This is a genomic window from Proteus sp. CA142267 (genome assembly GCF_003336825.1).
Lineage (GTDB): Bacteria > Pseudomonadota > Gammaproteobacteria > Enterobacterales > Enterobacteriaceae > Proteus > Proteus terrae.
The window spans coordinates 77587-104304 of the sequence record NZ_QPMG01000006.1 but is presented as its reverse complement, the minus strand read 5'-3'; the positions used below and the strand labels follow the sequence as shown (position 1 = coordinate 104304).

Here is a 26718-nt window from a genome sequence, read left to right as displayed (position 1 = left end):
AAGATAAAGGATATTATTTTGCTGAATCCTACAGTTCGTAAATTTCAATACGGTCAACATACTGTTTCATTAGAAACCGGCATGATGGCTCGTCAAGCAACAGCTGCTGTTATGGTTGACATGGACGGCACCGCTGTTTTTGTTACTGTTGTTGCAAAGAAAAAAGTTAAAGCTGGACAAGATTTCTTCCCATTAACTGTTAACTACCAAGAGCGTTCATACGCTGCTGGTCGTATTCCAGGTAGCTTCTTCCGTCGTGAAGGTCGTCCTGGTGAAGGCGAAACGTTAATTGCACGTTTAATTGACCGCCCTTTACGCCCATTATTCCCAGAAGGTTTCTTAAACGAAATTCAAATCGTTGCTACCGTTGTTTCTGTTAACCCACAAGTTAACCCAGATATCGTTGCAATGATTGGTGCTTCTGCGGTATTAGCGCTGTCAGGTGTTCCATTCAATGGTCCTATCGGTGGTGCTCGTGTTGGTTTTATCGATGGACAATATGTTCTAAACCCAACAGTTGATGAGCTGAAAGTTAGTAAATTAGACTTAGTGGTTGCAGGTACTGCAGGCGCGGTATTGATGGTAGAATCAGAAGCTGATTTATTATCAGAAGAAGAAATGCTAGGTGCAGTCGTATTTGGTCATGATCAACAACAAGTTGTGATCGAAAATATCAATGCATTAGTGGCAGAAGTTGGTAAAGAGAAATGGGATTGGGCGCCAGAAGCTATCAACCAAACTTTACATGACCGTATTGCACAATTAGCACAAGCTCGTATTGGTGATGCTTACCGTATCACTGAAAAACAAGAGCGTTATGAACAAATCGAAGCTATCCGTGATGAAGTTATCGCGACATTAGTTGCTGAAGATGAAACTTTAGATGAAGCTGAAATCAGCGAAATCTTCTCAGGTCTTGAGAAAAACATCGTCCGTGCTCGCGTATTAGCTGGCGAACCACGTATCGATGGCCGTGAAAAAGACATGGTACGTGCATTAGATATTCGCACTGGCTTATTACCACGTACTCATGGTTCAGCTCTGTTTACTCGTGGTGAAACTCAGGCTCTGGTTACTGCAACATTAGGTACTGCACGTGATGCTCAAACTATTGATGACATCATGGGTGAGCACACTGATACTTTCTTACTGCACTATAACTTCCCTCCATACTCTGTTGGTGAAACAGGTATGATGGGTTCACCAAAACGTCGCGAAATCGGTCATGGCCGTTTAGCAAAACGTGGTGTGTTAGCAGTAATGCCAACAATTGAAGAATTCCCATATACCGTTCGCGTGGTTTCTGAAATCACTGAATCAAATGGTTCATCTTCAATGGCGTCTGTTTGTGGTGCTTCTTTAGCACTGATGGATGCAGGTGTACCAATTAAAGAATCTGTTGCAGGTATTGCAATGGGTCTAGTGAAAGAAGGCGACAACTTTGTTGTTCTTTCCGATATTCTGGGTGATGAAGACCATTTAGGCGATATGGACTTTAAAGTTGCGGGTAGCCGTAACGGTGTCAGCGCATTACAGATGGATATCAAAATCGAAGGTATCACTCGCGAAATTATGCAAGTTGCATTAAACCAAGCGAAAAGCGCACGTCTACACATTTTAGGCGTAATGGAAGATGCAATTAGCCAACCTCGAGCCGATATTTCTGAATTTGCACCACGTATTCACACTATCAAAATTAATCCAGACAAGATCAAAGACGTTATCGGTAAAGGTGGCTCTGTTATCCGTGCATTAACGGAAGAAACTGGCACAACTATCGAAATCGAAGATGATGGTACAGTGAAGATTGCTGCAACAAGTGGCGACCAAGCAAAACAAGCTATCGCTCGTATCGAAGAAATCACTGCTGAAGTTGAAGTGGGTCGTATCTACAACGGTAAAGTAACTCGTATCGTAGATTTCGGTGCATTCGTTGCTATCGGTGGCGGCAAAGAAGGTCTGGTTCATATTTCTCAAATCGCAGACAAACGCGTTGAGAAAGTGAGTGACTACTTGGAGATGGGTCAAGAAGTTCCAGTTAAAGTACTGGAAATTGACCGTCAAGGCCGTATTCGCTTAAGCATGAAAGAAGCTCAAGCTAATCAGCAGGAAGCAACAGAAACTTCTTCTGAAGATTCTGCGAATTAATGATATTCTACTACCGATATCTAGACATAGGTATCGGTAGAGACTTATTATGATTGACAAGTAGGACGTCTAGAACGCTTTTTGTTGAAAGGTCTGACTTTGGGAGTGAGAAATGAAAACATTTCTGCGCAGTTGTTCTATTGCTGTTTTCATCTTTATTTCCGGATGCAGCACTAGTCCAGAATGGCGTCAGAATGCGATTTTTGCCACACCATTGCAGCCTTCTTTACAACAAGAAGTGATATTGGCTCGTATAGAACAAATCCTAGCGAGCCGCTCATTAACCGAAGATGAATACGCACAGCTTTTATATGAGCGTGGTGTGCTGTATGATAGCCTCGGTTTACGAGCTTTAGCGCGTAATGATTTTTCAATGGCGCTATCAATACGACCAGATATGCTAGAAATTTTTAATTTTCTAGGTATCTATTTTACGCAGGCAGCGAATTACGATGCTGCTTATGAAGCGTTTGATTCTGTTTTAGAGCTTGATCCAACTTACAATAATGCGCGTTTTAATCGTGGTATCGCTTCGTACTACGGTGGCCGATTGAAATTGGCGCAGGATGATCTGCAGGCGTTTTATCAGGTCGATCCAAATGATCCCATTCGTTCGCTTTGGTTATATCTTGTAGAAAAAGAGATAAACACTGATTTGGCTAAACAGCAGCTAAAACAGCGATACCAGCAGGCGGATAAAACGGGGCAATGGGGATGGAATATAGTTGAGTTTTATTTAGGCGACATTAATGAGAAAACATTAATGTTGAAATTAAATGAAGCTTCAACCGATAACACTTCGCTCGCTGAGCATCTTAGTGAAACTAACTTCTATTTAGGTAAGTATTACCTAAGTCTGGGGGACATGGATAGCGCAGAAGCGTTATTCAAGCTGACGGTTGCCAACAACGCACATAACTTTGTTGAGCACCGCTACGCATTGTTGGAATTAGCACTGTTAGGCCAACAAGAAGACCTAGCGGAATCGGACCAGCAATAGCTGACGAACATTTCTCTGATCAGTTTGAAAGCCATCATCTACATAGGATGAGGGCTTGTTTGTTCGTTTAATAATATAATTTGAGCCAGTTCACATTTTAGATGATAAAGACCGACAAACCATGCGGTATGTTATGTCAACTGGCTGCCATAATGAATGAGGCACAGTGACATGACTACTGAAACCGATATGACTTTTGCTGATCTAGGTTTATCAGCACCTATTTTGACTGCACTGAATGACTTAGGCTACGAGAAGCCTTCTCCAATTCAGCAACAATGTATTCCTTTCCTTTTAAACGGCAATGATGTTTTAGGTATGGCACAGACAGGTAGTGGTAAAACTGCCGCATTTAGCCTGCCACTATTGCACAATCTTGATGAATCATTAAAAGCACCACAAATTTTAGTTTTAGCACCGACTCGTGAACTTGCGGTTCAGGTTGCTGAAGCAATTGAAGATTTCTCTAAGCATTTACCAAAAGTAAATGTTGTTGCACTGTATGGTGGTCAGCGTTACGACGTTCAATTACGTGCGTTACGCCAAGGACCACAAGTTGTTGTGGGTACACCTGGTCGTTTATTAGACCATTTAAACCGTGGCACATTAGATTTATCTAAACTGAAAGGTTTAGTATTAGATGAAGCTGATGAAATGTTACGTATGGGCTTTATTGAAGATGTTGAAAACATTTTAAGTAAGATCCCAGCAGAACACCAAACAGCACTGTTCTCTGCAACAATGCCAGAAGCTATTCGTCGTATTACTCGTCGTTTCATGAATGATCCGAAAGAAGTACGCATTCAAAGTAGCGTAACAACACGTCCAGACATTAGCCAAAGCTATTGGATGACATTCGGCGCACGTAAAAATGAAGCGTTAATTCGTTTCTTAGAAGCTGAAGATTTTGATGCAGCGATTATTTTCGTTCGTACTAAAAACGCAACATTAGAAGTTGCTGAAGCTTTAGAGCGTAATGGTTATAACAGCGCAGCGTTAAATGGTGATATGAACCAATCACTGCGTGAGCAAACATTAGAGCGTCTGAAAAATGGTCGTTTAGACATTTTAATCGCGACTGACGTTGCTGCTCGTGGTCTTGACGTTGACCGTATCAGCCTTGTTGTGAACTATGATATCCCAATGGATTCAGAATCTTATGTTCACCGTATTGGTCGTACAGGTCGTGCGGGTCGTGCTGGCCGTGCAATTTTATTCGTTGATAACCGTGAGCGTCGTTTACTGCGCAATATCGAACGTACAATGAAGATGACTATTCCTGAAGTAGAACTGCCAAATGCAGAACTTATCAGCCAACGTCGTCAGGAAAAATTTGCACAGCAAATTGCGCAACAATTAGAAACTAGCAATCTTGATCAGTACCGTGCTCTGTTACCTAAATTAGCTCCACAAGGTGAAGAAGCACTGGATATGGAAACACTGGCTGCGGTATTACTGAAAATGGCTCAAGGTGAGCGTGCGCTTATCCTGCCACCAGATCCAGTTCGTCGTCCTCGTCGTGAATTTAACGATCGTGACGATCGTCGTCGCGGTGATAACGATCGCGAGCGTTCTCCTCGTCGTGAACGTCGTGATGCTGGCGAAATGGATTTATACCGTATCGAAGTGGGTCGTGATGATGGTGTTGAAGTTCGTCATATCGTTGGTGCGATTGCAAACGAAGGTGATATCAGCAGCCGTTACATTGGTAATATCAAACTGTATGGTTCTCACTCAACCATCGAATTACCAAAAGGTATGCCAACTGACTTATTAAGTCATTTCACACGTACGCGTATTATGAACAAACCACTGAATATGCAATTAGTGGGTGATGCTCAATCTCAACCTTTCCGTGAGCGTCGCAATAACAGCCGTCGTGATGGTCAGCCACAAGGTGGTCGTCGTTTTAGCAATGGTGATCAACCACAACGTCGTGGTAATAATGACCGCGGTGGTGAGCGTAGTAACGATCGTGGTGGCGAACGCGGTAACTTCCGTAGTCGTAACAACGAAGGTACTCCTCGTCGTCGTAGCAGCTCTCATAACCAATAAGAGCTTGCATTCACTCAATGTTAAATTGAGTTGATGATAAAAAATTGAAACCAGTCAACGAAAGTTGACTGGTTTTTTTATGCTTATTTTAATGATATGAAATTTATCACGACTTATTTTCATCAATAATAGGAAAGCTTATGCAAGCCAATATTTATAAATATCTAAATACTCATTTATTTTATTATTAACTTAAGCCAATCGCCTCTTTTAACGGTTTAAGGTAGCGGCGGCTAACAGGAATTTGGCTGTTATTATGTAATATCAGTTCAGCTTGTCCATTATCACCAAAAATAATCTCATTAACATAATCCATATTCACTAAATATTGACGATGGCAACGTACTAATTGTGTTCGTGTTTCTAAAGTCCGCAATGTCAATTCTGTAAAGCCTTCTTGGCCTTGATTATTTGTTACATAGACACCACTAAGCCTTGATGTTGCAAATACAGCCTCATCAATTGGCATTAACCAAATGCGGCTATGCCCTGTACATGGAATGCATTTTAAACGCTCTTCAGGTGGTGTTAAGAGATCGATATTTTGCTTATTACCTTGGCGTAGGCGATTTAATGTTTTTGTTAAACGCTCTTGCTCTAATGGCTTAAGTAAATAATCAAAAGCGTGCTCTTCAAAAGCTTGAATCGCATACTCTTCAAACGCGGTTAAAAAGACGATATAAGGGCGATGTTCAGGATCAAGCATAGTGACCATTTCAAGGCCAGTAATGCGAGGCATTTGAATATCAAGAAATACAACATCAGGCTTTTTGCGATGTATTTCTCCTATTGCTTCAATTGCATTACTACATTCACCAACAATATGAATATCCTTTTCAACTTCAAGTAAACAACGTAAATTTTCACGAGCCAGTGGCTCATCATCAACGATTAATATATTCATTGTTATGTAACGTTATCCATGCTTTTTTCTAGAGGTAAGCAAATTTTCACCTTTGTATATTCATCGGCTTGGCATTCAACTAAAACACCATAAAGCTCGCCATAGCGTAATTTTAATCGCTTATCTACTAGTCTCATGCCTAAACCTAATTGATGCGATGGGCATTGAGGACGGTAAAGCCCGGCATTATCACAAATTTCGATAATGATTAAATGATGCTCTTGATGTGCTCTAATTGTAATCTTTCCTGTGTCTAATAACTGTGACGTTCCATGTTTAATTGCATTCTCGACCATCGGTTGAAGAGAAAAAGCCGGTAAGCGTGCATTCGCTAAGCTTTCAGGAATTTGAACATCAATTTGCAAACGTTCCTGAAAACGCGCTTTCTCGATTTGCAGATAGGCGTTTACATGTTCGATTTCGTCACTTAATGTCACAACTGCTTCTGGTCTTTTTAAATTTTTACGAAAGAAAGCAGAGAGAAATTGCACGAGTTGCTTTGCTTGCTCGCTATCACGGCGAATAACTGCTTGTAATGTATTTAGTGCATTAAAAAGAAAGTGAGGGTTAACCTGAGCATGTAAGAGTTTAATCTCTGATTCTAAAAGCGATTGCTTATTTCGCTCATATTGCCCAGCTAGAATTTGTGCAGATAATAGACTTGCGATGCCTTCACCTAAGGTACGATTAATAGAACTAAATAGGCGATTTTTAGCCTCATAAAGTTTTATTGTTCCAATGACTTGATTATTTTCACCTCTTAACGGAATAACTAAGGTTGAACCTAGTTTGCAATGAGGGGAAAGCGTACAACGATAGGGCGTTTCATTACCATCAGCATAAACAACTTCATTATTATTAATGGCTTGTTTTGATTGATCTGATGAAATAGGTGTACCCGGTAAATGATGATCAGCGCCGATGCCAATAAAGGCGAGTAGCTTTTCTCTATCTGTAATGGCAACCGCACTGACTCTTAATTCCTGATAAATCACTTTTGCTACACGGGTACTATTATCTTGGTTAAATCCTTTACGTAAAATACCTTCAGTACAGACAGCGATTTTTAATGCTTGTGCTGAGAATGCACTGGTATATTTTTCAAATATAGCGCGTCTATCTTGTAATATTCGAATAAACATCGCAGCGCCAACGGTATTTGCTACTATCATAGGAGCGGCAATATCTTTAACTAAAGCAAGTGCTTCATTAAACGGACGTGCCAATAATAAGATGATGCTCATCTGTATTATTTCAGCAAAGAAGGTAACCGCAGCTGCTGTCCATGGGTTAAATATCCGATGCATCTGCCCATGTTTTACGTAATAACGGTGAACTAATCCGCCAATTAATCCCTCGACAATGGTTGATACCATACAGCTAAAAGCAGTCATACCACCGAGTGAATAGCGGTGTAAGCCTCCGGTAAAACCAACAAGAAAGCCAACGTAAGGGCCTCCTAATAATCCGCCTAATACGGATCCAATAGCTCGCGTATTGGCAATAGAATCATTAATATGTAGCCCAAAATAGGTACCCATAATGCAGAAAATGGAGAATATGACATAGCACATCAACTTATGGGGAAGTTTTATTGTGACCTGTAAAAGTGGCGTAAATAGCGGTGTTTTGCTTAAAAACCAAGCAATAATTAAATAAACGCACATTTGCTGTAATAACAGCAAAATAAGATCAAATTCATACATAAGTATTGAGTACCGTTCTCTTTTCTATCTGAACAATATAAAAAGTTCAGATAAAACGGGGATATTAATTAGGCGATAAAGTTTGATATAAGAATAACTTAATCGCACTATCAAAGAAAATATTCCTTTGCGTCAGTGATCTAGCGCACAAAATTCTTAAAGAAATTCTGAGTTATTGTGTAATATAACTCTGTCAGTGAGTGTTCTACTTCACTATTAAGGTCTAATCGTTATATGAAAAAAAGAGCCATTTATCTTATTTTATTAATGCTAATACTAATTGCATTAGCCGTACTTTTCCGCGCGCATAATCAATATTTATTATTGCAAGGAGAAGTCGATGCTCCAGAAGTGATTGTTGCCTCTAAAGCCAAAGGCCGAGTTATTGAACGCCATATAGAGCGAGGTGATGATGTCAAAAAAGGGCAATTAATGATCACATTAGAAAGTCCTGAACTCAATGCGCAAGTTGCTGCACTTGAGGCTGCCAAAGCACAAGCTCAAGCTCAATTAGATTTGTCATTACATGGTACAAGAGAAGAGAGCATTCGGAATCTAGAAGCTGTTTTATCTCAAGCTAAAGTCGAAGCTGCAAATGCGGCAAAAGATTATCAGCGTATCAGTGCGGTAGCTAATCAAGGTTATGTATCAGCAACAGAGTTGGATAATGCGCGCCGTAGCCGTGATGTTGCATCACAACGTGTCAGAGGCGCTCAAGCAGAATTGGATGAAGCCAAAAATGGCGATCGCATTGAATTACGTCATAAATATACCGCAGCAGTGCAACAGGCAGAACAACAACTTATTGAGTTGAAGATCCAACAAAACGATCTACAAGTTAAAGCTCCTGTAGATGGAGAAGTGGGACCTATTCCTGCGGAGATAGGTGAACTCTTTAATGCCAATAGTCCACTCGCTACCCTTATTCGTATTCCTGATGTTTATTTTGTTTATAACCTTCGTGAAGACATCTTAGCGGATATTCGCAAAGGTGATCGCATTACTATCACGGTTCCTGCATTAGGTAATAAAGAGGTAGAAGCTGAAATTCGCTATATCGCTCCAATGGGTGACTACGCAACAAAAAGAGCGACAAGAGCAACGGGTGATTTCGATTTAAAAACGTTTGAGATCCGACTGTATCCTGTGACGCCAATTGAAGGGCTTCGCCCAGGTATGAGTGCATTATGGCGTTGGGATAAATAAGGACAAACAATGAGAGTAAAGGCAGCTTGGCGTGGCTTTAGTAGCGCATTTTCACGAGAAACTCATATGGCAGTTCGTAGCCCCGTTTTTCATTGGCTAAGCTGGCTATTCCCATTGATGTTGTTCACGTTAATTAGTGCTAACTTTTCTGAAGGTACATTGCTGAATTTGCCAGTTTCGGTGATCAATAACGATAATAGCCCGTTATCAAGAACACTGATCAGAGACTTAAATGCGGGCTCTCATGCACAATTAAATACGCTCGATGGCAATCCTCGCACAGCAATGGAACGGCTTGGTAGCGCAAAAGATTATGCGATACTCACTATTCCTCGACACTTTGAAAGCAAGGTATTAGCAGGAAAGCAACCTACTACACGTATGTATTACAACGGGTTGTACTATGCAGCAGGGAGTTATGCAATACAGGATTTTAGTGGATTAATTGCAGAGCTTAATGCGCAATACCGTACTGTTTTAGCTCAAGAAATGAATAAACCTGTTCCTCCATTGGCAAAAGTGACGCTCTCTTATGACAGTTTGTTTAATGCCAGTGGCAGCTATATTTATTATCAGCAATTTGCAGCTACTATTCATATGCTCCAACTATTTGTCGTGACTTGTACGATTTATTCGTTATCACGTGGTAATATGCTATTGAATATTAAGCCTTTCACATTTGCCCTTATTGGTAAACTCACCCCTTACACCTTGTTTTTCTTAACCTTGTTAATTGTTGAATTGGCAGCATTAGTACATTTTTCAGGGGCGAAGGTGAATGGTAATCCGCTATATATGGCGTTGGTGGGGTTCTTCTATATTATTGCAGCTCAAAGTGTAGGGTTGTTGCTCTTTGCGTTTACCAATAGTGCGATAACGGCATACAGTATGATAGGTATGTTGGTAAGTATTGCATTGGCATTCTCGGGTATGGCTGTACCTGAACTTTCGATGATCTTACCTGCTCAGATTATTTCTAATTTAGAGCCATTAACTCACGCCTTAAATGCCATGTTTGATATCTTCTTAAGAGAAGTATCACTCCAAGGTATTTTATATGTTTGTTCGCTTTTGCTGATTTATCCTTTTGCTATCGCCTTCTTAGTTCGCAAGCGTATTTTTAAACGATTGGAATTACAGGTAGGTGTTGCATGATGCAGATGTATTTCCAAACTTTTAAGCGCGTTCTACTGGGTATGTTAGAAAAACCGATGTGGATGCTACTTATCGTTTCCCTATGTATTATGAGTTTGGTGTATGCCAAACCAGTTCTATGGGATTTACCTGTGGCAGTGATTAATCAAGATCATAGCCCTGCAAGCTATTCACTTATTCGGGCATTAAACTCGACACCTAAATTAAGTATTAATAACTATGATAATTTAGATGAAGCTCGTCACGATATGATTATGCGTGAACTCTTTGCCATCATTATCATTCCAACCGATTTTGAGAAGAAATTATTGAATGGTAAAGATGTCACTGTTCCGGTCTTTGGTGATGCTACAAACCGCCTTGCCAGCGGACAAATTCAGCAAGAATTGATGTTGGCTTATCAACAGTTATTGGATTCTTATAATGGGCGCATTTTACAGAATGCGGGTTTTAGTGTTGAACAATCTAAGATTTTACTAAAGCCTATTCAGGGTGAAACCATAGCGATGTATAACCCAGGAGTAAGTTTTGCTGCAATTATTTTCCCGGGCTTATTAGTCATGTTATTACAACACTCGCTCTTAATTGCTTGTGTCCGTGTCAGTATTGCTGTGAGAAGTACGCCAAAAGGAAAGCCACCATTAGCGGTTTATTTAGGGGCGTTATCTGCACTTATTCCTATTTGGTTATTTTTATCTGCTGTATTCTTTGCATTATGGCCTTGGGTATTAGGCTATCGCCAAGAAGCTCCCCTTTACCAAGTATGGATGCTCACTTTCCCATTCCTATTGGCTGTATTAGGTCTTGGCAAGTTAATTACAGAGTGCTTACGCAGTGTTGAGATGATTTATCTGACATTGGCATTTGTTACAACACCGGTATTCTATATTTCTGGTACGATTTGGCCATTACAAGCGATGCCTGACTGGGTATTTGCAATCTCATCCGCACTACCTTCTACATGGGCAGTAAATGCCATGGCTGGTATAAATCAAATGGGATTATCATTCCAAAGCATATTGGGTGATATTGTGATGATGCTGGTTTTAGGCGTGATTTACACTGTGTTAGGCGTGCTGGTGGGTATGTTACGTAATGGTGAGTTAAGGCATATTACGCACCAATTTAAACATTGGTTACATCATCGCGGTGAGTCAAAATAAAAAGCCCGTACGAGCTTTTTATTTAATCATATTATGAAGTGCTAAAATATTTTTATTCCACTAACTCCAACCCTGCTAACTTGCGCCAATAGCCATTACAGTCATGGTGATGAGTTGTTGTCAGTGGCTGTTGACCTTGCTCATTTTGGCGAAATTGTTGCAAGGTATCAAAAATAGCATCAGATTCAGGAGATAAGCGGATAATATCCACTAAACCTGCCATTGATGTTTGATCATTACCCAAGTTATAACAATAGCCACTTTGTGTTTGAATACCATTAAGAACAAATACTTGCTGATTTTCTTGTGAGCGTACTTCACGGCCTTGAGGGTATTTTTGGCAACAGGTTTCACAATCATCTTTAGAGCGATTTTCAGAACGAGCGGTAAAACAGCGCGCTGAATAAGCCAAAGGAAGATGCCCATAAGCCAGGACTTCAACCTCGAACTTATCTCTAATACCTAATGTTTCACATTGAGTTAGAAGGTTGCTTAACCATTCGCGAGAAAGCTCAACAGGCATACACCAACGCATCATTCCTTGTTTATGTAACAAGCGTAGTGCATAAGCGTTGTAGCAGTTAAGCCCGTGACCTGCCACAAAAGGAAGATGACGCTCGTAAAGCATATTGATCACACCAAAATCATGTGCTTCAACTAAAAATTCACCGTTATCAACTAACTTAGCAATTTCTTTTAATTCAGAAGGTGCTTGTAATAACGCTAAGGTAGAAAGAACCACTTGCTTACCGCATTTAGCAACTTCTTTGGCGAGATTAATCCAATCTTGAGGTTTGGTTTCACGGCGTTTACTACAAACTGTTTCACCTAGATAAATAATATCAGCATCACTATGTTTTGCTTTTTCATAGAACGCTTCAAGTGCTTCTTTTTGCCAATAATAAAGTACAGAGCCTAATGCATATTTCATTTTCTTATCCTTATTATTGCCATTTACGGTGATAAGCACCCAATGTCGTTTGTGTCCCTTCTGAAATTTTTCCTAATGCGTTCATCCAACGAGGGTTAGTACTAAAGCCTTGAGGATCTTTTTTGCATTGATCGATAGCTGCACGCCAAACCCTTGCAACTTCAGTAACATAAGCAGGACTACGTTGACGACCTTCAATTTTGACGGATGCGATGTTCATCGCCATTAACTCTGGTAATAGTGAAAGAGTATTGAGGCTCGTAGGCTCTTCTAATGCGTGATAACAGTGATCATCAACAAAATAGCGTCCTTTGCACAATGTTGGATAACCTGCATTCTCATTAGGTGAATAGCGGTCGATAAGTACGTCATTAAGGCGAGATTCCATTCCTTGCGGTGTCTGTTGCCAACGTACAAAACGAGCAGGGGAGCAAGCACCCACGGTATTAGGGGATTCACCAGTTAAATAAGAAGAGAGATAGCATCGACCTTCAGCCATAATACATAAGCTACCAAAGGCAAAAACTTCTAAAGGTACTGGACTAGTTTGTGCTAATTGTTTTACTTGATGAATAGATAGAACTCGAGGAAGAACAATACGATCCACATCAAAGTTACGTTGATAAAATTCAATCGCTTGTGTATTGGTTGCAGAAGCTTGCACTGAAACATGGCGCTCAATATGAGGATAACGCTCTGCGGCGTACTCTAACATGGCGATATCCGCCAAAATAAGAGCATCAGCACCTAAAGATGCTGCCATATCAACCGCTTTTTGCCAGCGTTCAAATCCATCAGGGTGAGCAAAGGTGTTTATTGCAATATGCAATTTTCGCTGGTGGCGGTGAACATAATTAACCGCTTCTTGTAACTTCTTTTCTGTGAAATTCAAACCCGCAAAATGTCTTGCATTAGTATCATCTTTTAAACCGATATAAACGGCATCCGCGCCATTATCTATGGCCGCTTTTAAGGCAGGTAAATTACCCGCTGGGCACAGTAATTCCATCTTCACTTCCCTTTAGAAATTAAGAATGATCAGAAATTGTAATGAGCAAGATAAAAAAAGGTTTTGATTTAGGGCAGAGAACTCTGTTTTTTGCTTAAGTAAAATCAAAGAACTCAAAATGTGAACAACGGATTAACCGAATATTGATATAGGATCGCAGAATATCTGTCTATATCTGGCACAATAGCCCGTAATTTTATTTATAGGAGTCCGAACGTGTTTAACAAAATTCGTACCCATTTGGTTAAAGAAGGGCCTCGTTTTTTACGTTACCCTTTACAAGTTACCCCATTTGCTTTGCAACGCGACATATTAGAACAGTTTTTAAGTTGGCAGTTTCGTGAGTCGTTAGCTGAAGGTGATTTACACTTTTTAGAAGATAAATGGCTAAAAGTTGAGATAAGAGACTTACATTTACAGTGGTTTATCAGTGTTCGTGATGATAAATTAGTGGTCAGTCGCTTAGAAAAAGAAGATGTCAGCTTTAGCGGAAATGCTAATGATCTTATTTTAATTGCTGCTCGCAAAGAAGATCCTGACACCTTATTTTTCCAACGTCGTCTACAAATTGAAGGTGATACAGAACTCGGGTTATATGTTAAGAACCTGATGGATGCAATTGAATTAGACTCAATGCCATCTGTGTTGCGTTTTGGTTTATTACAACTGGCTGAGTTTGTAAAAAGTGGGCTTCAAGAAGAAAAAGAAGACACTCTGCACAGCCATGAACTGAGCTCAACTTCATGCTAATACGTGTTGAAATTCCCGTTGATATTCCTGCAATTGATAACCTTTTACGCCAAGCGTTTCCGACAGGTAGTGAAGCTGATTTAGTCGGGCATTTACGTGAAGAAGGGTTGTTAACATTAGGCATGGTGGCAATTAGTGATGAAGGCCAATTGATTGGCTATATCGGTTTTACACCTGTTGATATTGATGGAAAAGATTGCCAGTGGGTAGGGCTTGCACCACTTGCTGTTGCTCCTGATTTCCAAAACCAAGGTATTGGACGTCAACTGATTAATGAAGGGCTAGATAGCCTAAATGAATTTGGTTACGGTGCCGTTGTGGTGTTGGGGGAGCCTGAATATTATCAAAAATCCGGTTTTATCCCAGCTAAGTCACAGGGTTTACATTGCAAATGGCCTGATACAGAAGAGGCTTTTCAGCTTTATGCGTTAGAAAATGGCAATGTTGATGATATTCATGGTTTAGTCAACTATTCACCATTGTTCGATCAATTTAGCTAAATTTATTTATCCTGTATTAAATACAGTGCAATGTCTGAAGGCTGGTCAATGATCAGCTTTTCTTTTTGCGTCTTTTTCAACTGCTTTAATTGGTATTCAAGTTGAGAAGCTCGTTGTCTATTCCCTACCTGACAATAAAATTCCAGTAATAAAGGGCCTTTACCTTTCAGTGCTTTAGCACCCGTTCCATTCTGATGTTGTTGAAAACGTCTCTCAACATTTGTCGTGATCCCTGTATAAAGAGAACCGAGACGATTTCTAACAATATAGAGTGACCACATTGTCTCCGTCATCATTTTTTCCTTTTCGTGCTACTTTCTCTTTTGATAAATAATATTTCTTAATTTTTTAAGTGAGTAATTTATCGTTTTACCAAAATGAAATCTATTAGATATATCAATATGTTGTGAAATATTTGTGACAGTAAATCCTATCATTTAAAAAATGACATTCAATTTTTTTGAAAATGAAAAGCAATTATTGCTAATTTTAAATTTAAACTAAAGCGCATAATATGATCCACATCACAGAGAGACACTCCGCGATACCTAGCAAAATTAGAATTTATTTGGAGTTTATTATGAAAAAATCTACATTAATCGCTGCTACATTAGCTTTAAGTGCTATTTCATTCGGTTCAATCGCATCTGATAGCGTATCAAAAAGTCCTTCGGTGAATGGTGAGTATATCACAATCACAGGTAGCGATACTTTAGATGGTTTAACAACTAAGATTGCCCAAATTGCAAAAGATGAAGGTGCAAAAGGCTTTAAAGTTGTTGGCGCTACAGGTGATGATTACCTCACTGTAAATGCTGAAATTTATCGTTAATTTTAACTATTCCCGATAAATAACCTGTAATAAGAGACACGCGGTAAGACGCTCGTTTTGGTGATATAATTATCAACTAAACAGCGTCTCTTTTTGTATCTATACAGGTATATTATGTTTTCTCTAGATTCGATCAAAATAATTAAACAATATATACGTGATAACCATGTGTTTACCTTATGTACAACAAGTTCATTGGGTGATGTTTGGTGTGCTAATTGTTTTTATTGGTTTGATGAAAGTCAGATGAGGCTTATTTTTCTTTCTGAAAAGAAAACACGCCATGCTAAAATGATGCAGGAAAATTTATTAGTTGCTGGGAGTATCAGCACACAAGAAATTGCCGTATCAGATTTACAGGGTATTCAATTCACGGGGTCTGTTTTTTTACTGACTGGTAAGGACGACATCAACGCAAGAAAACATTATTGTTTACGTTTTCCTGTCGCATTAGCCGCCATCCATGTGCCTTTATGGGAGCTAAAATTGCAAGAAATTAAGATGGTGAATAATCAATTAGGTTTTGGTACTAAGCTCTATTGGCAACGTGATTAAACTTATTTTTTCTTAACTTTCCACTATTCCCAAAAATAATGATTTTTTTGTTCCCATCCTTTTAAAGACATACAAGAGGTGTAGAAGGTTTTTCTGTCTTCTTGGTTAATGTCTTCAACATAGCTTTCAGTCATTGGTACACGTTCAGTGTAGGTTTTTTTATCACCGCAGTGGTCTTTATCATCTTTACGACACGTTTTTTGTACATCACGATAAACAGTACGTTGTAGCACTTCTTTGCGAATAGGATAGCGAGTATTCGCATCAAGTTCACAAAGCATTTTTGCTTCTTGTAATGTGTAATCTGATGCACCTTTAGGTTCCCAAGTACTGCTACAACCAGAAAGTAAGATTATTGAAAATAAAGGGAAAAGTGCGAATTTCATATCAAATATCATCATAAAAAGAATAGTTAAGAGCGTTAATAATAAAACAAAACTAATCACTTTGACCATCTTTTTTGAAAATGATTCGCATTTGATAACGCAGGTGATTAAATAAGAATGATGAAAGAAAAAAGCCCATTATAAAAATGGGCTTTTAGGTATTATTCAAATGATGAAAGATTTTTTTCTATCTCAGCATCTATTTCAGTATGTTGGAGATGTTTAGCGCCGAGTTTCTTTTTTAATTCAGTGCCTAGCTTCACGAGTTGTTCTCGATTCGCTTTAGACTGCTTTTTACCCCATTTTTTTAAATGGTAGTTCAGTTCATGATCTTCAGAAAAGCTTACATATTTATTATCACTTAAAGGCATACATCCTCCAGTTAATTCAATGTGTATTACTTCAATTTATGGATCACCTGATTACTACTACCACGCCACAGTAATGCGGGATCATAAAGTTCTTGTACGAACTTCCCATCAATCAGTACGTTAATAAAGTTAACGACTTCTTGTTGCTCTGGGGTTAAGTCAGCCAGTAAGTAGCCAGTCCAAACCCAAATATCTTTCTCAGGGCATTCCGTTTTAACGCGTTTTACCAATTTTAATATAGCAGAAAGATTTTGAGGGTGTAGCGGATCGCCACCTGAAAGTGATAATCCTTGTCGTTTAATACGGTCGTCTTGGAGATCAGCAATGATCTGATCTTCCACTTCTTGTGTAAACGGCTTGCCTGAAGTTAATGACCAGGTTGATTTGTTATAACAGCCTCGGCATTGGTGTATGCACCCTGAAACAAACAGGGTGCAACGTGTACCAGGGCCATTTACCACATCAACAGGGTAATATTGATGGTAATTCACACTCTTAACCTAACTGACCATTTGCCAGATGTTTAACTCGACGTTTAACTTCTTCCTGTTTACCCGCATTAAATGGACGTGAATCTGGGCTACCTAAATATCCACATACACGGCGAATAACGGAAACTCTCGCTGGGTTGTGATTACCACAACGTGGGCAAGTAAAGCCTTTGCTAGTGCAAGAGAATTCACCGGTATAACCACAGTCATAACATTCATCAATCGGAGTGTTTGTTCCATAATAAGGAACACGGGTATAGCTGTAATCCCACACATCTTCTAACGCTTTAAGGTTATGCTGTAAGTTTGGATATTCGCCATAACAAATGAAACCGCCATTTGCTAATGGAGGATAAGGCGCTTCAAAATCCAGTTTGTCGTATGGATTTACTTTTTTCTCAACATCTAAGTGGAAGCTATTGGTGTAATAACCTTTATCCGTTACACCCGGTAAAATACCGAATTCAGCTGCATCTAAGCGACAGAAGCGATCACACAAGTTTTCACTTGGTGTGCTGTAAAGGCTAAAGCCATAACCTGTTTCTGCTTTCCATTGATCTGTTGCTTCGCGCAGACGATTAATAATTGCGACGGCTTTCTTTCTTAAGGTTTCATCATCAAAAACGTGTGTTTGAGTACCAAACAGTGCGTTAATGGTTTCATGAACACCGATATAACCTAATGAGATTGATGCTCTGCCATTTTTAAAGATTTCAGCCACATTATCATCTGCTTTTAAGCGAACACCACAAGCACCTTCCATATAAAGGATTGGGGCAACACGCGCCTTGACGTTTTCTAAACGAGCAATACGAGTCATCAGTGCTTTTTTCGCTAACTCGAGGCGGTCATCAAGTAGCGACCAGAATGTCGCTTCATCACCTTGAGCTTCAATAGCAATACGCGGCAAGTTCAGGCTGATAACACCGAGGTTATTACGACCTTCATGGATCATCTCACCATTTTCTTCGTAAACACCTAAGAAGCTACGACAACCCATTGGCGTTTTAAATGAACCTGTTACTTTAACGACTTGATCATAATTTAAGATATCGGGATACATGCGTTTACTTGCACATTCAAGTGCAAGTTGTTTGATATCGTAGTTAGGATCACCAAATTTATGGTTTAAACCATCTTTAATGGCAAAAACGAGTTTAGGGAAAACAGCCGTTTTACGGTTTTTTCCTAAACCAGCCATACGATTTTCAAGAATAGATCGTTGAATTAAACGCGCTTCTTTTGACGTACCAAGGCCAAAGCCAAAAGTGACAAATGGTGTTTGTCCATTAGCTGTATGCAGTGTATTAACTTCATACTCTAAAGATTGGAATGCGTCATAACACTCTTTTTCAGTACGCGCATTAGCATAAGCTTCTTTATCAGCAATCTGCCATTCTTGCGCTACTTTATAGTGTTTGTCATAACTTGATTTTACAAACGGCGCTAATACTTCATCGATACGATTTATTGTTGTACCACCATAAATATGGCTTGCTACTTGTGCGATAATTTGTGCAGTTACTGCTGTTGCTGTTGAAATAGATTTAGGGGGTTCTATTTCCGCATTTCCCATTTTAAAACCGTTGTTTAACATGCCTTTAAGGTCAATTAGCATACAGTTAAACATAGGGAAAAACGGTGAATAATCGAGATCATGATAATGAATTTCACCACGCTCATGGGCGAGTACCACATCTCTTGGCAGGATATGTAATTTTGCGTAATGTTTAGCCACAATACCCGCAAGTAAATCACGCTGGGTAGGGATAACCTTACTGTCTTTATTCGCATTTTCATGAAGAATAGAGACATCACTTTGTTCGATAAGACCCCGGATTTCCTGAGTTAGTCTTCCACGTTGCTCACGAGCAACATCTCGGTCATGACGGTATTCAATATAGGCTCTGGCGACATCTTTATGTTCACCAGCCATCAGCTGATTTTCTACGGCGTCTTGGATCTCACGGATATCGACATTCGAACGTCCTGCGAGAGATTGTGAAACAGATTCAGCGACGGATACGCAATAATCATCATCAGTGATCTCACAAGCTACGGCCGCTCTTTTGATAGCATCGCTGATGCGGGTTTGGTCAAAAGAGACTTTACATCCGTCTCGTTTTATCACTATGGTTTTCACAATCTTGCTCCTTAACTATTTATCCACAGGCTCAAATCCCATAAAAACAGGTGATGGCACAGCATTCAGGCTTATTGTGGATAAGATGTGTATAATTACTATATGTTGTAGGTCGATATGTATTAAAGCACAATATATAGTAATTGGAAGGGAAATAATCTTCATTAAAACTGATCTATATCAAGGTATTTTTGCTACGTCAGGCATCAAGAGGGATTGGCTGAATTGTAAATATGTGCCAAAAACAGAAGTGATAAATTATTTATCAAAAAGTGAGAACATAAAAAAAGCAAAGTGCTCATAAAGAGACCTTTGCTTTTTTATGGCTTGCTGTTGAGACGAAATTAACGGATAGCGATAACTTCGATTTCTACTTTCGCATCTTTTGGTAAACGTGCAACTTCAACACAAGAGCGAGCAGGGAATGCAGCGTTATGCTCTTTGAAGAATGCTTCATAAGCAGCATTGATCGTACCGAAATCATTTAAATCTTTTACGAAAACAGTTGTTTTGATGATATTAGCAACGGTTAAACCTGCTTTTTCAATGATTGCTTTTACGTTTTCTAAAGATTGACGAGCTTGTTCTGCTGCATTATCAGAAACAAATTCACCGGTTGCAGGATCAACAGGTAATTGACCTGAAGTGATCACTAAATTACCTAAATCAACGCCTTGTACATAAGGACCAATCGCAGCTGGGGCTTTATCGGTATTAATTTCGTAAGACATTTAGAACTCCTGTTTTTATAAGATTAACGCTAACATTTGATTAATGTGGCGCTATTATAGCCAGCGCTTTAGGTTAGCAATATGACAGATGTCAGGCTTTATCATAAAGTCTGCAATTATAAAAAGGAAATAAATGAAGAGCAGTAGTGCGGTTTGACGCTATTTTTAGCCCATAAAAGTGGTGAAGTTATAGTAAATTTTTTCATAAAAAAGAAAGGATATGCTATTTTCATTTTTAATATAAATAGCCTTGAAGCTTTTAATAGGTAATTATTCTATTTTTCTTAAAAAGTTTATACTTTTTGGGAAAAGTGTATCTATAGATGTCTATAAATAATTACGATAAAGAAAAAGAAGATGTTACTTTGATAGGTAACTGTTTTAGATTACATCTATTAATACCTGAAGTAAAAGCAGCTTTAGAAACTTTATTATATTACCCGAGTATAATTTAACGGCCTTTTAAAACTATCTGCCCTTGCGAGCAGATAGCTAAAAGAATTAACGAATAACCGCGTGGCGTTCGAACTCTTTTTCACAGTACTTGCAGGTTAATACAACATCTGAGGCCAGTTTTTTGACACGGAAACTACTTTGCACTGGCTCGTTATGGCTAATACAGTTGCTATTAGGACAAGGCACCACATCTTCAAGCAATTCTGGCAAACTTAATGCCATCTTATTAACGACTTGATAATCATCGATGATATTTACAGTTGCTTGAGGCGCATACATCGCTAAACGGTTTGCTTGCTCAGAGGTTAAAAAGACATTTTCGATTTTAATTAAGTCTTTTTTACCTAAATTTTCTGAAGGTAAATTAAAACCTACTGTTATTCTTTCATCAGTCTCTGTTAGGCGAAACAGTGAAAGAATTTTAAAGCCCACCTGCGCTGGAATATGATCAATAACAGTCCCACGTTTGATAGCTTCAACTTTTAGTTTGTGATCATGTGTCATGGTGTGCTCCTTATTAAAGAACTAAGTTTTTATTCAGAACTAAGGCAAGTAATGCCTGACGTGCGTAGATACCGTTGCCTGCTTGTTGGAAATAATAAGCGTAAGGTGTTTTGTCTACATCTGTCGTGATTTCATCGATACGTGGCAGTGGATGTAGGATCTTAAGGTTATCTTTAACATTCACAAGATCTGCACTGGTTAAGATAAATTGTGCTTTAACATTCGCGTATTCAGATGGGTCTAAACGCTCTTTTTGTACGCGAGTCATATATAGAATATCTAGCTCTGGCATCACTTCATCTACTGTTTCATGCTGGCTGTATTCAACACCATTTTCTTCTAGTAAGTGAAGAATATGCTCTGGCATGGCGAGCACTTTAGGGGCGATAAAATAGAGATGATTGCCTTTAAATTTCGCCAATGCTTGTGCCAGTGAATGCACTGTTCTGCCATATTTTAAGTCACCGACCATCGCGATATTGAGATTATCCAAACGGCCTTGCGTTTCTTGGATGGTAAACAAGTCCAGTAGAGTCTGAGTTGGATGCTGATTTGCTCCATCACCTGCATTGAGTACTGGAATATCGCCAGCAAACTCAGAGGCTAAACGTGCAGCACCTTCTTGAGGATGGCGAATAACAATGGCATCAGCATAAGTACGAAGAACCGAAATGGTATCTGCTAATGTTTCACCTTTTTTACCCAGTGAAGTGTTGCTTCCATCAGAAAAACCGACAACTGATGCACCTAGGCGGTGAATAGCTGTCTCAAATGATAAGCGAGTACGTGTTGATGCTTCAAAAAAACAGCTCGCAATCACCTTGTCTTTCAACAATTCGTTATTAGGTTGCTGCTTGAGTTTATTAGCAACGTGAAGAACAGACTCCAAATCTTCCCTGTCCAGATCATTGATGGAGATAATATGCTTTTGGTAGAGCGGATTAGTCATTAGAGTTCTCCTTTGGCGATGAATTGTGCGGTAGATGGTTTTTTATAGACCAAAAAAAACCCCTCAATAAGAGGGGTTTTAAAAAATTGGGCTATTGGAAAAAAGAGAATGCGCTTGCGACCAGTTAAGGTGCTTGTTTTTGTTACGAATTGGAATAGGCGCTGTTTCATCTTTCCTCCTGACAAATTGTGGCGCATTATACGCATCTTAGAGTTTCACGCAAGCGTTTGCTTTTATTTTTTACAAAAAAAAATTTTTTAAATTAAAAATCAATAAGCTTGAGATAAAACGAAGAAAACACCTATTTTTTCATAAATAAAAAATAGGTGTTTTGCATGATTATGTATTTTAGAAAGGATTTGCAAGGGTAGCGACCATCACCGCTTTTATGGTGTGAAGACGATTTTCTGCTTCATCAAACACAATGCTGTGTTTTGATTCAAAAACCTCATCAGTAACTTCAAAACCGCCATATAGGTTAAATTCTTCAGCTAATGCTTTACCCATTGTTGTTTCTTCGTCATGAAAAGCGGGTAAACAGTGAAGGAATTTGACGTCTGGATTTTCGGTTAATTTTATAACATCCATATTGACCTGGTAAGGCTTAAGTAAAGCAATACGCTCTTTCCAAACCTCTTTTGGTTCGCCCATAGAAACCCACACATCAGTGTAAAGAAAATCAGCATTTTTAACGCCTTCAGCTACATTTTCAGTTAGCGTGATATTTCCGCCATTTTTCTTGGCAATCTCTTGGCATTGAGCAACTAAACTTGCTTCAGGCCAACATGCTTTAGGTGCAACTAAACGTAAATCTATACCTGTTAATGCAGCCGCTTCCAGCATGGTATTACCCATGTTGTTACGAGCATCACCAAGGTAAGCAAATACCGTTTCTGATAACGGTTTAGTTTGATGTTCTGCGATAGTCAGTAAATCAGCTAATAATTGTGTTGGGTGAAATTCATTGGTTAAACCATTCCAAACAGGTACACCTGAATATTGTGCAAGTGCATCTACCGTTTTTTGTCCGTAGCCCCGATACTGAATACCATCATACATACGGCCTAATACACGTGCGGTATCTTTTATCGATTCTTTATGTCCAATTTGGCTTCCGCCCCCTAAATAAGTCACTCTTGCGCCTTGATCAAATGCAGCGACTTCAAACGCGCAACGGGTACGTGTTGAGTCTTTTTCAAAAATCAGTGCGATATTTTTTCCAGTAAGATATTGAGTTTCTTGACCTGATTTTTTGGCTTTTTTCAATTGAGCTGACAATGTAAGCAGCTGTTGAATTTCAGCAGGTGAAAAATCAAGTAAACGTAAGAATGATTTCTGATAAAAAGGGTTCATGGGTGATATCCTATTATTGAATTTATATTCAATTTATATTAATAAATATTCATCATCAACCCCTAAAGGAAAACTTTTAATTTAAACAGTGTGCGATAAGGGCATCATATTAAGTATGGAGTGTTGATCCTGCCTGTGGGAGAATGAGCAAGATACCTTTTCAGACTATTGCGGAGCATGATTATGGCGGACAGCAAAGAATTAGCAGAACAACGTGAAGAAACACGTCTTATTATTGAAGAATTACTGGAAGATGGCAGTGATCCAGATGCACTGTATGCCATTGAGCACCATATTTCTTGTGAAAATTTTGAAACACTAGAAAAAGCAGCCGTTGAAGTTTTTAAATTAGGTTACGAAGTGACTGAGCCTGAGGAAATTGAAGTCGAATCAGGTGAGATTTTAGTTTGCTTTGATGCAGTAAGTGAAAGTGGTTTGAATGCCGAACTTATTGATGCTCAAGTTGAGCAACTAATGAATTTAGCTGAAAAAATGGGTGTCTATTACGATGGTTGGGGTACTTATTTTGAAGATCCTGATGCAGAGTATGATGATGAAGACGGTGAAGACGAAGACGACGAAGAAGAGTCTGATAAGTCATCACGTTTACATTAATTCTTGCTAAATGTTGTCCTTTTGTACCTGATTTATCAGTGCAAAATAATAGCACCAGCCACAAAATTATTTCTTTGTGACTGGTGTTATTGGTTTTAAGGGGAGAGCCTTTAATCCATTACACCAAATTTACCATTGTCATAATCATCAAAAGCTTGTTGTAATTCTTCTTGAGTGTTCATTACAAAAGGCCCTTGTCCTGCAATAGGCTCGTTAATTGGCTCACCTGTTAGAATTAAAACAATGGTGTCACCCATTGATTCTAATGTCAGTGTATCACCATGATTATCTAGCATTACCATATCGTGTTGACGTGCAATTTCACTGTCATTGATATGTACAGCACCTTTTACTACAAACAGCATTGCATTATGACCTTCAGGAATACTGTAATGTGAAATACCCGTGCGATTTAAACGTAGATCCCACACATTCAGTGGTGAATAGGTCATTGCGATACCTTGTGTATTGGCATAATTACCAGCGATCACTCGGACATAGCCTTGATCATTAGGTAATTCAACATGAGGGATATCCTCTGCTTTCAGCGCTTGATAACGAGGCTGTGTCATTTTGTACGCTGTCGGCAGATTCACCCAAAGTTGCACCATTTCCAATACACCACCTTCTTTGGTCATTTTTTCAGAGTGATACTCTTTATGCAAAATGCCAGAAGCAGCAGTCATCCATTGCACATCACCTGCGGTAATTGTTCCAGCATGACCTTTAGAGTCATGGTGAGAAACCTCACCTTGATAGGCGATTGTTACGGTTTCAAATCCACGATGAGGATGCGCTCCTACACCACGGGCATTGGTAACAGGTTTAAACAGTGTTGGTTCGGCATAATCCATCAGCAGAAACGGGCTATGTTTCTCACCATTTTCCTGATAGGAAAATAAGGTGCTGACTGGAAAGCCATTACCTACCCAGTGTGAATTTGGCACCGAATAAATATGATTAATCTGTCTGATAGTCATGATTGTTCTCCGAGTTAAGGAAAGAAACTACAATAACCAAGACACAGAAGGAGGTAATACAGATTATTGTGATTTCTTAATGAAGCTGATCATAAAGTGTTCGCGTGATGAACAAAATAGGGGAAATTTGTTGATAGTGTTCAAAAAAAATGAATGACTTTGGATGGTGAAAAAGAAAGAAAAAGAATGTAATAAAGAGAGTAGGAATAATAAAAAGGCTATATTTAAATAATTGATGAAATAGTTTTTAGTGTAATTGGTTTTTATTTTATTATATTTTTAAAACTGAAAACAAAAAACTACACCCTTTCTTAGCAACAATAAGTCAGAATGTAGTTTATTAATATATTTATTTCTTAAATCTTATTTGCTTGTGTCGCCACAACCGCCAATGATTTTAGAAATAGAAACTGCTGGGTGCAGTAAGTAGTCGTAGTTACAGTCTTTTTCTTTATTGTATACGCTACCAGTACAACCAGTCATTACGGTAATTACAGAAGCAATAAGTGCAATTTTAACAAAGTTTTTCATGAAAAAATTCCTTTTAAATTTTAGAGTTATAAAAGCCAATACATGACTTTATCTGCATAAAGATATTAAATTAGCTATAAATAGCAATATAAAAAAATCTCTTTTTTTAAATATAAAATAAGATAAATAATATTTTATTTAAGAAGAGAAATATAATTAGATAGAGTGAAATGAAAAACGATTTAAACTTGTAAATTTTAATAAAATTTAAGATAAGAATTTCATTAATAATATTTTGATAATAATTAATTAAGAAATTAATTGTGAAAATAAGCATAGAAATATACTGTATTTATATCATTTTGATAAATATGATTTGTGTTAATAGATGCTATTTTTTGCTAATAAAAACCCGCATAAGAAATGCGGGTAAAGTAGAGCTTATTTTATTTATTGTATTACGTAGGGAACAGCAAGAACGTTTAAAGTGGCTTCACCATACGGATTTCACAATCACTATGTCCAGTGTTGCCTAATGCTTCATCAATAAATTCGAATCCTAGTTTTTCGTATAAACCGACAGCCGCTTTTAAGATATCAGTGGTTTCTAAATAGCAACGGACAAATCCTTGTTCTTTACCAAACTCAAGAGATTGCAGAACGATTTTTTTCGCAATACCTTTGCCACGTAATTTGGATGAAAGGTACATTTTTTGTAGTTCACAAGTATTACCATCGCCACCAGCAAGTGGTGCGACACCACCCCCACCAACAACTTCTCCATCCATTTCAACAACCCAGTAAGCACTGCGTGGTTGATGATAAACTTCATAGAGGGTATCTAAAATTGGATCGGCAACTGCAAAGCCTTTATCGGCAGTTAAACCATGCTCTGCTGAGACTTCACGAATAACGTGTGCAATACCTGCGTTGTCTTTTTCTTCAATGGCTCGGATAACAATATTTGAGGTTATAGCTTGGGTTGCAGTCATAGTTGCACTCATCGTTTCACTTATTAGTAGAATATTTTTTGATTACGTATTGAGAGAGCACCGGAAAGGAACTTCTTCATTGAAAGTAGCTCGGATGGCCACAAAAACTATCTTAATTGATTAAGCGTGTTTGTAAACCGTTAACCCTTTCTCTTTGCTTAACTTTTTCCTTTATTTCTAGCGTTATATTTTAGCGAGTGATTAAATTTAAGTGAAAATAGAGGATGAAAAGGCGGATTAACGAGAATAGAACCGTGAATAGCAAGAAATGAAGTGAAAAATGGTTTTATTTTTTGGTTGAAAGAGGCTAAGTAAAAACCCGCGATAAACGCGGGTTTTCATTATCAATCTCAGTGTCTTTA

At 38.7% G+C, this 26718-nt stretch carries 28 protein-coding genes; 11 read left to right on the top strand and 17 right to left on the bottom strand.

Features of this window, described 5'->3' with window-relative positions; all coding sequences use genetic code 11:
• The first annotated feature begins 18 nt into the window (after positions 1–18).
• The 3 genes from pnp (at position 19) to C0T34_RS11570 (ending at position 5203) form a co-directional block, all read left to right on the top strand.
• A complete protein-coding gene (gene pnp, locus C0T34_RS11580) occupies positions 19–2148 on the top strand; it encodes a polyribonucleotide nucleotidyltransferase (protein WP_098941351.1) in 2130 nt (709 codons plus the stop codon).
• 112 nt (positions 2149–2260) lie between these two features.
• Positions 2261–3148: a lipoprotein NlpI gene (gene nlpI, locus C0T34_RS11575; RefSeq protein WP_098941350.1), complete on the top strand. Its 888-nt coding sequence runs from the start codon at positions 2261–2263 to the stop codon at positions 3146–3148.
• Between the two features lie 171 nt (positions 3149–3319).
• Entirely contained in the window at positions 3320–5203 is a 1884-nt protein-coding gene (locus tag C0T34_RS11570) for a DEAD/DEAH family ATP-dependent RNA helicase (protein WP_098941349.1), read from the top strand.
• A gap of 187 nt (positions 5204–5390) precedes the next feature.
• Here the strand turns inward: C0T34_RS11570 and btsR are convergent, their stop codons facing one another.
• Positions 5391–6107, bottom strand: coding sequence for a two-component system response regulator BtsR (gene btsR / locus C0T34_RS11565; RefSeq protein WP_023583566.1), 717 nt, complete (start codon positions 6105–6107; stop codon positions 5391–5393).
• 2 nt (positions 6108–6109) lie between these two features.
• Complete coding sequence (locus tag C0T34_RS11560; protein WP_098941348.1) at positions 6110–7813, bottom strand: sensor histidine kinase; 1704 nt, start codon at positions 7811–7813, stop codon at positions 6110–6112.
• A gap of 234 nt (positions 7814–8047) precedes the next feature.
• On the opposite strand from C0T34_RS11560, the gene C0T34_RS11555 reads away from it, so the two are divergent.
• The 3 genes from C0T34_RS11555 to C0T34_RS11545 are packed head-to-tail and all read left to right on the top strand — an operon-like array spanning position 8048 to position 11337.
• Positions 8048–9019 (top strand): efflux RND transporter periplasmic adaptor subunit, encoded by a 972-nt coding sequence (locus C0T34_RS11555; protein ID WP_098941347.1) that lies wholly within the window; start codon positions 8048–8050, stop codon positions 9017–9019.
• Positions 9020–9028: 9 nt separating this feature from the next.
• A complete protein-coding gene (locus C0T34_RS11550; protein ID WP_098941346.1) occupies positions 9029–10174 on the top strand; it encodes an ABC transporter permease in 1146 nt (381 codons plus the stop codon).
• The gene (locus C0T34_RS11545; protein ID WP_098941345.1) at positions 10174–11337 is read left to right on the top strand and encodes an ABC transporter permease; all 1164 of its coding nucleotides are present in this window, start codon (positions 10174–10176) and stop codon (positions 11335–11337) included. The genes C0T34_RS11550 and C0T34_RS11545 overlap by 1 nt, the downstream gene beginning before the upstream one ends.
• A gap of 52 nt (positions 11338–11389) precedes the next feature.
• Here the strand turns inward: C0T34_RS11545 and C0T34_RS11540 are convergent, their stop codons facing one another.
• Both C0T34_RS11540 and C0T34_RS11535 read right to left on the bottom strand, forming a co-directional pair.
• Entirely contained in the window at positions 11390–12268 is an 879-nt protein-coding gene (locus tag C0T34_RS11540; protein WP_098941344.1) for a U32 family peptidase, read from the bottom strand.
• Between the two features lie 13 nt (positions 12269–12281).
• Positions 12282–13277 (bottom strand): peptidase U32 family protein, encoded by a 996-nt coding sequence (locus C0T34_RS11535; protein ID WP_109850202.1) that lies wholly within the window; start codon positions 13275–13277, stop codon positions 12282–12284.
• 216 nt (positions 13278–13493) lie between these two features.
• Here C0T34_RS11535 and C0T34_RS11530 point away from each other — a divergent pair, with 216 nt between their 5' ends.
• Complete coding sequence (locus C0T34_RS11530) at positions 13494–14027, top strand: SCP2 domain-containing protein (protein WP_006535669.1); 534 nt, start codon at positions 13494–13496, stop codon at positions 14025–14027.
• Positions 14021–14527 carry an N-acetyltransferase gene (locus C0T34_RS11525; RefSeq protein WP_075673610.1) on the top strand — a complete coding sequence of 169 codons (507 nt, stop codon included), beginning with the start codon at positions 14021–14023 and terminating at the stop codon, positions 14525–14527. The genes C0T34_RS11530 and C0T34_RS11525 overlap by 7 nt, the downstream gene beginning before the upstream one ends.
• A 2-nt stretch (positions 14528–14529) precedes the next feature.
• On the opposite strand, the gene C0T34_RS11520 is transcribed toward C0T34_RS11525, so the two are convergent.
• Positions 14530–14820 (bottom strand): GIY-YIG nuclease family protein, encoded by a 291-nt coding sequence (locus tag C0T34_RS11520; protein ID WP_098941343.1) that lies wholly within the window; start codon positions 14818–14820, stop codon positions 14530–14532.
• A 287-nt stretch (positions 14821–15107) separates the two neighbouring features.
• Here C0T34_RS11520 and C0T34_RS11515 point away from each other — a divergent pair, with 287 nt between their 5' ends.
• Together C0T34_RS11515 and C0T34_RS11510 are read left to right on the top strand one after the other, a co-directional pair.
• Positions 15108–15359: a YdgH/BhsA/McbA-like domain containing protein gene (locus tag C0T34_RS11515; protein ID WP_075673608.1), complete on the top strand. Its 252-nt coding sequence runs from the start codon at positions 15108–15110 to the stop codon at positions 15357–15359.
• Positions 15360–15473: 114 nt separating this feature from the next.
• Entirely contained in the window at positions 15474–15914 is a 441-nt protein-coding gene (locus tag C0T34_RS11510) for a YhbP family protein (protein WP_098941342.1), read from the top strand.
• 23 nt (positions 15915–15937) lie between these two features.
• On the opposite strand, the gene C0T34_RS11505 is transcribed toward C0T34_RS11510, so the two are convergent.
• The 9 genes from C0T34_RS11505 to argF form a co-directional block, all read right to left on the bottom strand.
• The gene (locus C0T34_RS11505) at positions 15938–16300 is read right to left on the bottom strand and encodes a hypothetical protein (RefSeq protein ID WP_098944020.1); all 363 of its coding nucleotides are present in this window, start codon (positions 16298–16300) and stop codon (positions 15938–15940) included.
• A gap of 161 nt (positions 16301–16461) precedes the next feature.
• A complete protein-coding gene (locus tag C0T34_RS11500) occupies positions 16462–16671 on the bottom strand; it encodes a hypothetical protein (protein WP_023583554.1) in 210 nt (69 codons plus the stop codon).
• A 26-nt stretch (positions 16672–16697) separates the two neighbouring features.
• The gene (gene nrdG / locus C0T34_RS11495; protein WP_098941341.1) at positions 16698–17162 is read right to left on the bottom strand and encodes an anaerobic ribonucleoside-triphosphate reductase-activating protein; all 465 of its coding nucleotides are present in this window, start codon (positions 17160–17162) and stop codon (positions 16698–16700) included.
• A 4-nt stretch (positions 17163–17166) separates the two neighbouring features.
• Complete coding sequence (nrdD, locus tag C0T34_RS11490; RefSeq protein ID WP_098941340.1) at positions 17167–19305, bottom strand: anaerobic ribonucleoside-triphosphate reductase; 2139 nt, start codon at positions 19303–19305, stop codon at positions 17167–17169.
• A gap of 344 nt (positions 19306–19649) precedes the next feature.
• Complete coding sequence (locus C0T34_RS11480) at positions 19650–20036, bottom strand: RidA family protein (protein WP_006535650.1); 387 nt, start codon at positions 20034–20036, stop codon at positions 19650–19652.
• Positions 20037–20537: 501 nt separating this feature from the next.
• On the bottom strand, positions 20538–20996 hold the full coding sequence (gene pyrI / locus C0T34_RS11475) for an aspartate carbamoyltransferase regulatory subunit (RefSeq protein ID WP_006535648.1): 459 nt from the start codon (positions 20994–20996) through the stop codon (positions 20538–20540).
• A 13-nt stretch (positions 20997–21009) separates the two neighbouring features.
• Positions 21010–21945 (bottom strand): aspartate carbamoyltransferase, encoded by a 936-nt coding sequence (gene pyrB / locus C0T34_RS11470; RefSeq protein WP_088493958.1) that lies wholly within the window; start codon positions 21943–21945, stop codon positions 21010–21012.
• Positions 21945–22115 carry a hypothetical protein gene (locus C0T34_RS18140; protein WP_162556826.1) on the bottom strand — a complete coding sequence of 57 codons (171 nt, stop codon included), beginning with the start codon at positions 22113–22115 and terminating at the stop codon, positions 21945–21947. Before C0T34_RS18140 ends, pyrB begins: the two co-directional genes overlap by 1 nt.
• A gap of 178 nt (positions 22116–22293) precedes the next feature.
• The gene (gene argF, locus C0T34_RS11465) at positions 22294–23298 is read right to left on the bottom strand and encodes an ornithine carbamoyltransferase (protein ID WP_098941336.1); all 1005 of its coding nucleotides are present in this window, start codon (positions 23296–23298) and stop codon (positions 22294–22296) included.
• 183 nt (positions 23299–23481) lie between these two features.
• Here argF and rraB point away from each other — a divergent pair, with 183 nt between their 5' ends.
• A complete protein-coding gene (gene rraB / locus C0T34_RS11460) occupies positions 23482–23913 on the top strand; it encodes a ribonuclease E inhibitor RraB (protein ID WP_098941335.1) in 432 nt (143 codons plus the stop codon).
• Between the two features lie 110 nt (positions 23914–24023).
• Here rraB and C0T34_RS11455 read toward each other — a convergent pair whose 3' ends face one another.
• From C0T34_RS11455 to C0T34_RS11445, 3 genes are all read right to left on the bottom strand, one after another.
• Positions 24024–24893: a pirin family protein gene (locus C0T34_RS11455; RefSeq protein ID WP_109850200.1), complete on the bottom strand. Its 870-nt coding sequence runs from the start codon at positions 24891–24893 to the stop codon at positions 24024–24026.
• 363 nt (positions 24894–25256) lie between these two features.
• Positions 25257–25424 carry a YhfL family protein gene (locus C0T34_RS11450; protein ID WP_036914671.1) on the bottom strand — a complete coding sequence of 56 codons (168 nt, stop codon included), beginning with the start codon at positions 25422–25424 and terminating at the stop codon, positions 25257–25259.
• 422 nt (positions 25425–25846) lie between these two features.
• The gene (locus C0T34_RS11445) at positions 25847–26356 is read right to left on the bottom strand and encodes a GNAT family N-acetyltransferase (RefSeq protein ID WP_098944019.1); all 510 of its coding nucleotides are present in this window, start codon (positions 26354–26356) and stop codon (positions 25847–25849) included.
• Positions 26357–26718 lie beyond the last annotated feature (362 nt).